Source organism: Alphaproteobacteria bacterium (assembly GCA_030740435.1).
Taxonomy (GTDB): domain Bacteria; phylum Pseudomonadota; class Alphaproteobacteria; order UBA2966; family UBA2966.
Window position 1 is genome coordinate 1 of record JASLXG010000067.1, and the last position, 9,608, is coordinate 9,608.

The 9,608-nt window shown below is 66.8% G+C and carries 10 protein-coding genes; 7 read left to right on the forward strand and 3 right to left on the reverse strand.

The genetic code is table 11. From position 1 onward, the window contains the following. Positions 1-204 precede the first annotated feature (204 nt). The 3 genes from QGG75_07890 to QGG75_07900 are packed head-to-tail and all read right to left on the reverse strand — an operon-like array spanning position 205 to position 2,033. Positions 205-570 carry a hypothetical protein gene (locus QGG75_07890; protein MDP6067156.1) on the reverse strand — a complete coding sequence of 122 codons (366 nt, stop codon included), beginning with the start codon at positions 568-570 and terminating at the stop codon, positions 205-207. Between the two features lie 51 nt (positions 571-621). Next, on the reverse strand, positions 622-759 hold the full coding sequence (locus tag QGG75_07895; GenBank protein MDP6067157.1) for a hypothetical protein: 138 nt from the start codon (positions 757-759) through the stop codon (positions 622-624). Between the two features lie 5 nt (positions 760-764). Continuing rightward, positions 765-2,033 (reverse strand): alpha/beta hydrolase family protein, encoded by a 1,269-nt coding sequence (locus QGG75_07900; protein ID MDP6067158.1) that lies wholly within the window; start codon positions 2,031-2,033, stop codon positions 765-767. A gap of 336 nt (positions 2,034-2,369) precedes the next feature. On the opposite strand from QGG75_07900, the gene QGG75_07905 reads away from it, so the two are divergent. From QGG75_07905 to QGG75_07935, 7 genes are read left to right on the forward strand one after another with little or no spacing between them, the layout of a single operon-like run. Continuing rightward, on the forward strand, positions 2,370-3,458 hold the full coding sequence (locus tag QGG75_07905) for an NAD/NADP octopine/nopaline dehydrogenase family protein (protein ID MDP6067159.1): 1,089 nt from the start codon (positions 2,370-2,372) through the stop codon (positions 3,456-3,458). Then, entirely contained in the window at positions 3,455-4,435 is a 981-nt protein-coding gene (locus tag QGG75_07910) for a 3-hydroxybutyryl-CoA dehydrogenase (GenBank protein ID MDP6067160.1), read from the forward strand. The genes QGG75_07905 and QGG75_07910 overlap by 4 nt, the downstream gene beginning before the upstream one ends. Positions 4,436-4,450: 15 nt before the next feature. Beyond that, positions 4,451-5,272, forward strand: coding sequence for an LOG family protein (locus tag QGG75_07915; GenBank protein MDP6067161.1), 822 nt, complete (start codon positions 4,451-4,453; stop codon positions 5,270-5,272). A gap of 46 nt (positions 5,273-5,318) precedes the next feature. After that, positions 5,319-6,266, forward strand: coding sequence for a hypothetical protein (locus tag QGG75_07920; protein ID MDP6067162.1), 948 nt, complete (start codon positions 5,319-5,321; stop codon positions 6,264-6,266). Next, positions 6,263-8,209 carry a class I adenylate-forming enzyme family protein gene (locus QGG75_07925; protein MDP6067163.1) on the forward strand — a complete coding sequence of 649 codons (1,947 nt, stop codon included), beginning with the start codon at positions 6,263-6,265 and terminating at the stop codon, positions 8,207-8,209. The genes QGG75_07920 and QGG75_07925 overlap by 4 nt, the downstream gene beginning before the upstream one ends. An 8-nt stretch (positions 8,210-8,217) precedes the next feature. Continuing rightward, positions 8,218-8,799, forward strand: coding sequence for an HD domain-containing protein (locus QGG75_07930; GenBank protein ID MDP6067164.1), 582 nt, complete (start codon positions 8,218-8,220; stop codon positions 8,797-8,799). Then, a complete protein-coding gene (locus QGG75_07935) occupies positions 8,796-9,416 on the forward strand; it encodes a pyridoxamine 5'-phosphate oxidase family protein (GenBank protein ID MDP6067165.1) in 621 nt (206 codons plus the stop codon). The genes QGG75_07930 and QGG75_07935 overlap by 4 nt, the downstream gene beginning before the upstream one ends. Positions 9,417-9,608: the final 192 nt, after the last annotated feature.

The following is a 9,608-nucleotide window of genomic DNA, read 5'->3' on the forward strand; positions in this document are numbered from 1 at the left end:
GTCGGCTGGGCCACCGACTACATCCACGTCGGCATGGGCCCCTGGTTCAGGGATTTTCGCGATTTTCCGGCGCTTTGTGCGAATTTTCTCGACAAAGGGCTCGGCGAAGCGGACCTGGTCAAGTTTATCGGCGGCAATGCGCTACGCGTGATGGAAGCCGTCAGCCCGTCCCCGTAGCGGAGCCCGGGACCGCCCGAGCCATCGCTACCTGAGTCGGAACTTCGAAAGCTTCCCCTTGCGCGACTTCAAGGCGTACCCGCCACCCTCCAGCGCATGCACCGCCCGGCAACGGCGTTCGCCTGAGCGCTTGCCGACGCTGAAGACGTAACACAGCCGGTCGTCGTCGATCTCCCAGGTCATGGCGTGGTGGGCGCCCGAATCCCAGACCTGCCAGCCCTTGCCGCCGGCTTCCAGCTTCCAGATCCATTCGCCGTTTTTGTTGTGGCCGCTGGCGGTCTTGCCAGGCAAAAGCGCCAGCAGCTCATCGCCCGTTAGTTGGCGGCCGTCCTGGGCGTGTGACGTGCCGGCAGTGACAACGAGCCAAGCCGCCACCAGAGCCACAAATTTCATCACAGACATTCCTTGTCCCCTTGTCATCCCCCCTGCCTCCGGGGCAACAGCCTAAACGCCAGGAAACAGCGTAGCGCCGGCTACATCAGCCACCATGACCATGCCGATCTCATAGAGGCTCAGCTTGAGCGACGAAGCAGCCTGGCCGGCCACGGGTGCCGAACGGTGGCTGGCCAGGAAGCCGGCCAAGGAGATCAGGCAGACGCCCGCGGCGGCGAACTGGGCCAGCGGCCAGGCCGCCGGCGTGGCCCAGTAGCCCAGCGTGGATATTGGCCGAGAATACTGACGATACGCTCCGCCGGCATCACCGGTCCGCGCTTGGGATCGAGGATGCCGAGGTAACGCTGCAACAACGCGTCGTTCCAACCGGCCGCCCGTTTGGTTTCCTCGGAGCGAAACAACTTGGCGATCGAGCCGTCGAGCAAAGCTTCGATCGGTCGTTCGCACTGCGTGATCATGATGAGACCATCAGGCCTGAGCGCTGCCGGCCAATCGTGCGAACATTCGACGGTGAGCAGCGCCATCATGGCGCCCAGGCTCGAGCCACCGATCGCCACAGGCCCCGCGCCTTGCCGACGACACCAGTCGATCAGGACGGCGCGCTCACGCACCGCGCCAATGAATGTATCGAGGGACCCGAGCGGCGAATCGGCGATCACCCGTTCACCGCCGTAATAGCCGACCTGGCGTCGGCGTCCATGGTAGGGCGCCTCGCAGCGCACCACCCGCATACCCTGGCTGCACAGCACCGCCGCCTCGTCCAGAAGCCCTTTCCAATGGTCGAATTCGACGCAGATGCCATGCCCCAGAACGACGGTCGGCGGATCACTCGCGCCGATCGGTTCGTAAACCCGGGCATAGACTTGGTCTCCAAGGCGTGGATAGGGAGATCTGAAACGCAGCCAGTATTGGCGCGTACCGGCGATCTCGATCGTTTGCGAACGGCTGACCTCCGGTGGCACCCGATCAGGCCGGAACAAGGCAACCGGATCGTTGACCGCGGGGCCGAAAACCGCTTCCACATCCGCGGGTTCGACCCGACGTTGTTTGACCAACGGCACATCTTCGAGCAACAAAAAGCGAAACAGGGCGCGGGCATTGTTGTAGTCGTGGCGCGCCTGCTTTCGCTCGGCTTCCAGATCGGCCCGCGCCGCCGGACCAGCTTCTCGGCCACCGAAGAAGACTGCCTCCCACGCCTCATCGACCCGCTGCGCCCTGGCCCGCCGTTTTGCCGTCCGGGCCAGGACCATGTCCAGGCGCCGCATCTGCCGCGATCCGAGTTGCAGGCCCAGATCCGCGCAAAAAAGTTTGCTGTCAAGCTCGGCCACCTCCGCTGACGCCCAGAGGCGAGAGGCGGGAAAGAAGAGGTGTTTCAGCGCGGTAACGGCCAGCCGATCGAGCCAGCGCCACGTGGCGACCACACCGACCGGCCCGGCGACAAAACGACGAATAACGTTCTCCATCCGACTAGGAATCCGCCTTCATCTTGAAATCCAACGGAATCATCAGAAGATCACAACCGGCGAGACGCCTTTCGAGTGGTGACGAGACCCCTGCGCGGCGTTGTATCACAATCCACCGTACAGGGATTTCGCCGGCCCAAGAAAGGCCCGCCTCGTCGCTGAAGTCCCATCGATGGTACGCTCGGGGTGGTTGGGAGGGGAAGCGGCTGGCCGGGCGATTCCAACAAGACACTAAATGCCCTGGCCCGATCGCGCCGGGCCGTCGAAGCGCTTTTGCCGCCCGGGCCGGCCTGTGGCAATCTCCTACCCGATGCCCATGACAAAAGGAGTCCGCACATGAGGATCGCCGTATTGGGGGGCGGGCACGGGGCCTATGCGGCCGCGGCCGACCTGGGCCAGCAGGGCCACGAGGTGGCGCTCTGGCGCCGCGACGCCGCGGCCCTGGCGCCGCTCGCCGAAAGCCTGCGCATCGGGCTGACGGACATCGCAGGCTCGCGCCAGATCGAGATCGCCAAGGCCAGCAGCGATATCGGCGAAGCCGTCGCCGGCGCCGAGCTGATCGTCATGCCCGGCCCGGCCACGGCCCAGCGCGACATCGCCCGGGCCTTGGCGCCGCACCTGGTGGATGGCCAAGTCATCTTCCTGCCGCCAGGTACCTTCGGCAGCTATCTGGTGGCGCGCTGGCTGCACGAGGCCGGCTCGCGGGCCGAGGTGACGCTGGGCGAGACCGGCACGCTGCCTTATCTCGCACGCAAACAGAGCGCCACCGAGGTCGCCGTGGTGGTGCGGGCGACGCGGCTGCCGACGGGTATTTTTCCCACCTGCCGGGCCGAACACGCCTTCAGCACAATCGAATCCGCCTACCCGGCCATCGAGCGCCGCAGCGATGCCCTCGACGGCGCCCTGATGAACGCCGGGCCGATCATTCATCCGCCGCTGATCCTCATGAACGCCGGCCCCATCCAGCATTTCGAACACTGGGACATCCACAACGAGGGCACCCAGCCGGCCATCCGCGACGTCACCACGGCGCTGGACGGCGAGCGCATCCAGGTGCGCGAGGCGCTGGGCTACGGGGGGCCGCACTTTCCGCTGGCCGACCACTACGCCAAGGAAGGCGAGGAATGGATGTACGGCCGCCAGGCCCACGCGCCGCTGGTCGAGAGCGAGCATTGGCGCGAGGCCTTGGATCTGCACAGCCACCGCTACATGCGCGAGGATGTCGAACTCGGCTTGGCCTTCCTGGTCTCGCTGGCCGACTACGCCGGGGTCTGGGCGCCGGTGGCCAGCGGCCTGTTGGCGCTGGGCTCGGCCATCGTCGGCATCGATTTTCGCGATTCGGGCCGAAGCTTGGAAAGCGCCGGCCTGGCCGGCCTCTCGCGCGACGAGCTGGCGACGCGAATGGCACAAGGATTCTATGCATGATCGCCGTCGCCGGAGCCGGCCGCATGGGCCGCGGCATCGCCCATGTGTTCGCCTATGCCGGATTCCCTATCGCCCTGGTCGATGTCAAAAGCCGGTCCGCGGCTGACCAGGCCGCCCTGCTGGCCGCAGCCGAAGCGGAGGTGGCGCGCACCATTGGGCTCATGGAATCCTTCGGCCAGGTCGATGCCGAACTCCGCAAGAAAATCCTGGCCCGCGTCAGCTACCACCCCTTGGAGGAGGCCGACGAGGTGTTCGCCGGCGCCGACCTCGCTTTCGAGGCCGTGCCCGAAGTATTGGAGACGAAGGAGCGCGCCTTCGAGCTGATCTGCCGGCGGCTGCCCGACGACGCCATCGTCTCTTCCGCCACCTCGACCATGCTGGTCGATACCCTGGCCGAATTCGTGCCCGGACCCGAGCGCTTCCTCAACGCGCATTGGCTCAACCCCGCCTTCCTGGTGCCGCTGGTCGAAGTCAGCCCGGGCGCCGCCACGGCCCCCGCCGTCACCGAGCGCCTGAAGGGGCTGCTGGAATCGGCCGGCAAGGTTCCCGTGGTCTGCGCCGCCTCGCCCGGTTTCATCGTGCCGCGCATCCAGAGCGTGGCCATGAACGAAGCGGTGCGCATGGCGGAAGAAGGCGTGGCCAGCCCGGCGGAAATCGACCGCGCTATCCGCACCGGCTTCGGCGTGCGCTATGCCGTGCTGGGGCTTTTGGAATTTCTCGACTGGGGCGGCATCGATATCCTCGACTACGCCGGCAACTACCTGAGCGAGGCGCTGGGGGCCGAGCGATTCCGGCCGCCAGCGGTGGTCAAGGAGATGATCGCCGAGGGCCGCGGCGGCATGCGCGAGGGCCGGGGGTTCTATGATTTCCGCGACATCGACGTGGAATCCTACCAACGCGAAACCATAGCCAAGTTCGTCGACCTGGTCGGCCACCTCGGCCTGCTGCCGCCGGCAAGTGCGGCCGAGCGCGAGTAACAAAGGAAAAACATCATGAGCGACGGCGGTGGACCCCGAGAACCTCTGCAGGCCTACAACAACGAGGAATTCATGCAGGGCCGCGAGGCCCGGGCGCTGCGCATCCTTTCCGAATACCTCGAGCCCCAGGCCCGCTTCGCCGAGCACCAGGTGCACGACACCATCGTCTTCATGGGCTCGGCCCGGACGCCTTCGCGTGAGCAAGCCGAGGCCGAGCTCGAGGCGGCAAAGAACGGCAAGGGCGATGTGGCGCGGGCCGAGCAACGCCTGGAGGCCTCGGCCTATTACGAGGCGGCGCGCGAGCTGGCCTTTCGCCTGACCAACTGGTCCAAGGGGCTGGGCGTTTCCGAACGCCGCTTCGTGGTCTGCACCGGCGGCGGCCCGGGCATCATGGAGGCCGCCAACCGCGGCGCCTCGGAAGCCCGCGGCCTCAACGTGGGCCTGAGCATTTCCATTCCGCTGGAAGAATACCACAACCCCCATGTCACCCATTCGCTGAACTTCATGTTCCATTACTTTTTCATGCGCAAGTTCTGGTTCACCTACCTGGCCAAGGCCGTGGTCTTCTTCCCCGGCGGCTTCGGCACCCTGGACGAGCTCTTCGAGCTCTTGACCCTGGTGCAGACCGGCAAGGTCACCAAGCGCATGCCGCTGGTGTTGTTCGGCGAGGACTATTGGTCCGAAGTGATCGACTTCGAGGCCCTGGTGCGCCACGGCACCATCGACGCGGCCGATGTCGACCTGGTGCTGCGCACCGATTCCGTCGACGCCGCCTACGACGTCATCGTGCGCGAGCTGACCGAACACGCGCTGCCGCTGCCGGGGCCGATTCTTTAGGGCCCATTCTTTAGGGTTTGCCATTGCCCTGCTATAGAGTCGGACCATGAACGAGCAGTCGACCGCGAAGCCGCCAGCCGAGGCCGAAACCGAAGCCGCGGCAGAAAAACAAAAAATCATCGCCTACGCCCAAAAGCGAGGCGCCCTGGCGGTGGGTGTGGCCGACGTCGAGGTGCTGGAACGCATCTCGCCGCCCGGCCATGGCCCCCGATCCATGATGCCGAAACTCAAGTCGGTGATCTCGCTGGGCGTCGGCGGCTCGACCCAGGGCGCCTGGCACGCCGATGCCAAGACGCTTTCCTTCATCGGCGATACCGAGACCCGGGCCTACAAGGTGGCCTATGGGCTGGCCTTCTACATAGAACAGGCGCTGGGCCGGCGCGCCATCTTCTGCCCCCCCGACATGGATCCCGAACAAGGCGCGCGCGTGCCCTTGCAAAGCATGAAGCTGCACGCCGAGGTGGCCGGCTTGGGCGCCCGTTCGCTGGCCGGCGACATCTTGTTGCACCCGGAATACGGCATGCTTTATTACGCCTCGGTGTTCACCGAGCTCGAGATCGAGCCCGATGCGCCGATGGCCGCAAACCCCTGCCCGGCGCCCTCGTGCATCAAGCTCTACCGCAAAAGTGGCCAGACGCCGTGTCAGACCTATTGCCCGGTGGCCTGCCTTTCGGGCGAGATCGACGGCCAGGGCAAGATCGCCGAGATGCGCTATGAGGCGCACGCCTGCGCCGAGATGTCGCAACAATACGAAGCCGTGCCCAACGTCATCGCCGACGCCGTCATGGCCGACAATCCCCTGGACCGGGACGCGGCCCTTTTTGGCGCCGAGAACCAGGTGCTGTGGTACAAGATGGCCATCGGCGAGGGCGAGTTGCTGGCCCAATGTTACGAGTGCATGCGGGCCTGCCCCGTTGCCACGCAAGCGCCGCTCAGCGACCCCATCCGGCGCGGCCGGGCCTTTCGCGAGGCCCAAGAGGGTGGTGAGGCATGAGCTTTGGCGTGACGCAAGAACTGATCGAGGCCTTCGGCGAGGTCATCTTCGACCTCAGCCTCAACCGCCAGCGCCGCACCGGCGACCCGGTGCGCGAACTCGACTTCGCCGCCATCGAGGCGAGCCGCGCCGACATGGGTCTTGGCGACGGCGAGATCGCCGGCCGCATCGGCCTGACCACGGAACAGGTGCGCTTCATCCGCGTGGTCATGGAGCGCCGGCGCTTTCGCACCAACCAGTACCGCAAGCTGTTTCGCCTGGGCGGCGGTCGGCGCTACCACGACGATCGCTACCTGGACCCCGAGGAAGTCCAGGTCTTCAGCGCTGACGCGCTCAGGCTGCGCCAGGCCATGAGCTTCGAGGCCGAGGCGGTCAGGGGCTTCGTGGCGGAAGGCTGGTGGCGGGGCGAGACGATCGGCGATCTGCTGGCCCGCCACGCCGCCCGGCAGCCCGATCACCCGGCCATCGTGGTCGGCGACGAGGTCATCAGCTACGCCGAATTGGCGGGCCGCGTCGAAGACCTGGCCGGCGGGCTCTTGGAACTCGGGCTGGGCCGCGGCGACGTGGTGGCGGTGCAGCTGCCCAACATCGCCGAATTCCTGATTTCCTTCCTTGCCATCGCCGCCATCGGCGGCGTCATGTCGACCATCCACATGCCCTACCGCGAGACCGAGATCCGGGCGCTCATTCGCCACAACCGGGCGCGAGCGGTGATCTGCCTGACGGCCACGCCCGACTACCGGGCGGCCGAGACCATGTTGGGCCTGAAGCCCGAACTCGCCACACTGGAGCACGTCATCGCGCTCGGCGAGGCGGTTGCGGGGACAATACCTTTCGCGGACGTGGCCAACGGAACCCTGCCGGCCGGAGGCATCGCAAACCCGCCGGTGGCTGCCGATCCCTTCCTATTGCTCTATACCTCGGGCACCACCGACGCGCCCAAGGGGGTGCCGCTGAGCCACCAGAACATGCTGGCCAACGGCGCCGCCGCGGCGCCCGAACACGGCATCGGGCCCCACGACGTGATCCTCTCGGCGGCGCCGCTGAGCCATCTTTTCGGGCTCTATTGCCCGCACCTGGCGCTGGCCGTCGGCGCCACCCAGCTTTTGCTGCCGGCCTTTTCGCCGCCCGCCCTGGCCGCCACCATCGAGGCCGGCCGGGCCAGCGTGCTGCTGACGGCACCGGCCCACGTTTCGGCCTGCCTGGACACGGGGCTCTTTGAACAACACGATGTCTCGTCACTGCGTCTCGCCATCATGTCCGGCACCACGTGTCCGCCCGACCTGGTGCGCGCCCTGGCGGCCAAGCTGGGGCAGCAGGCGGTGAGCCAGCTCTGGGGCATGACGGAATTGCAGGCCGGCGCCTTCAGCCGGCCGGGCGACGGCCTCGACGTCGCCGCCTCGAGCGCCGGCCGGGCCTGCCCGGGGAACGAGATCCGCGTTGTCGGCGAGGACGGCGGCGAATTGGCACCGGGCCGGGTGGGCGAGCTCGAGGTGCGCGGCGCCTCGATCTTTCCCGGCTATCTCGACAACGACGGCGCCAACGCCGAGGCCTTCACGGCCGACGGCTGGTTTCGCTCGGGCGACCTGGCCAGCATCGACGCGGCCGGCAATCTCTCGCTCTCGGGCCGCTCGAAGGATCTGATCGACCGTGGCGGCGTCAAGTTCAACCCGCTCGACATCGAGCGCCTCCTGGATGCCCATCCCGCCATCGCCCAGTCGGCCATCGCGCCGGTGCCGGACCAACGCCTGGGCGAACGGGCCTGCGCCTACGTCGTGCTGGCCGGCGCCGACAGCATCACGCTGGACGACATCGCCGCCTATCTCAAGGCCGAGAACGTCGCCAAGACCAAATGGCCCGAACGCCTCAAGATCATCGCCGAGATGCCGCTGACGCCGACGCGCAAGATCATCAAGGGCAAGCTCAGGGCACTGGTGAGCTAGCTGCCGGCATGGATCTCGCTCCCGAAACCCGGCTCGAACGCGCCCTGGTGCTGGCCACGCGGCTGCATGCCGGGCAGCAGCGCCTGGGTACGGGCAGCGCTTTCGTCTCGCACCTGCTGGCGGTGGCGGCGCTGGTCATGGAATACGGCGGGGATGAAGACGCGGCCGTGGCGGCACTCTTGCATGATGCCGCCGAGGACCAGGGCGGCCAGGCCACGCTCGATCTCATCCGGCAGGAATTCGGCGACCAGGTGGCCGACGTCGTGCTGGCCTGCTCGGACACCTTGGAAGACCCCAAACCGCCCTGGCGCCGGCGCAAGCTCGACTATGTCGCCTCCGTGCCCGGCAAATCGCCGGCTGCCCGCCTGATCTCGATGGCCGACAAGCTGCACAACGTCCGCGCCGTGATGCAGGACTACCGCAGCCTTGGCGAGCAGCTGTGGCTGCGTTTCAACGGCCGGCGCGAGGGCACGCTGTGGTATTACCGGGCCCTGGCCGAGGCCTTCGCCGGCAGCGAACCACGGGCCCTTTCCGAGGAACTTATGCGCGCCGTCGACGAGCTCGACCGCCTGGTGGGAGAGGTACCATGAACGACAGCATCGACAGCCGCGAGGCCCTGAGGGCGCTTTATGGCGAGCCCAGCGAGCTGGTGCAGCAAAAGCGCCTCGACCGTCTCGACCGCCATTGCCGCGCCTTCATCGCCCATTCGCCCTTCGTCGTCATCGCTTCGGCCGATGCCGCCGGACGGGCCGATGCTTCGCCGCGCGGCGGCGATCCCGGCTTCGTTTCCGTGGCCGACGACCGTACCGTGGTGATCCCCGATTGGCCCGGCAACCGCCTGATCGATACGCTCGAGAACATTGTCGCCAGCCCTCGGCTCGGGCTGCTGTTCCTGGTGCCGGGCGTCAACGAGACGTTGCGCCTCAACGGCGGCGCCACCATCAGCACCGATGCCGCCCTGCTCGAGTCCCTGGCGGTAGGCGGCAAACGACCCAGATCCGCCCTCGTGGTGGAAGTCGAGGAAGCCTTTCTGCACTGCTCCAAGTCGTTGCTGAGGGCGGCACTTTGGCACCCTGAGAGCCAGATCCCGCGCGATCGTTTCCCCTCGCTGGGCCAGATGCTGGCCGACCAGATCGCCGAGATCGGCGCCGCGGACGCCGAGGACCTGGTCCAGGCCTCGATCGCGAAGGGGCTATACAGGGGATAACACCGAGGGCACGTAGCCCGGATTGAGTTGCATTTGCGGCAATTGCGCGCGACGATTGGTCGCAGTGCGCAGTGGGGCAAGCATCCTAAAATAATAAAGTCGCCGGTACGCCCGGCAGGCCCCGAAGCGCCGGACAACAGGGGGATTTTGTTATGCCGTTGGGAGACATCCTGGTCATCGACGATGGCCACA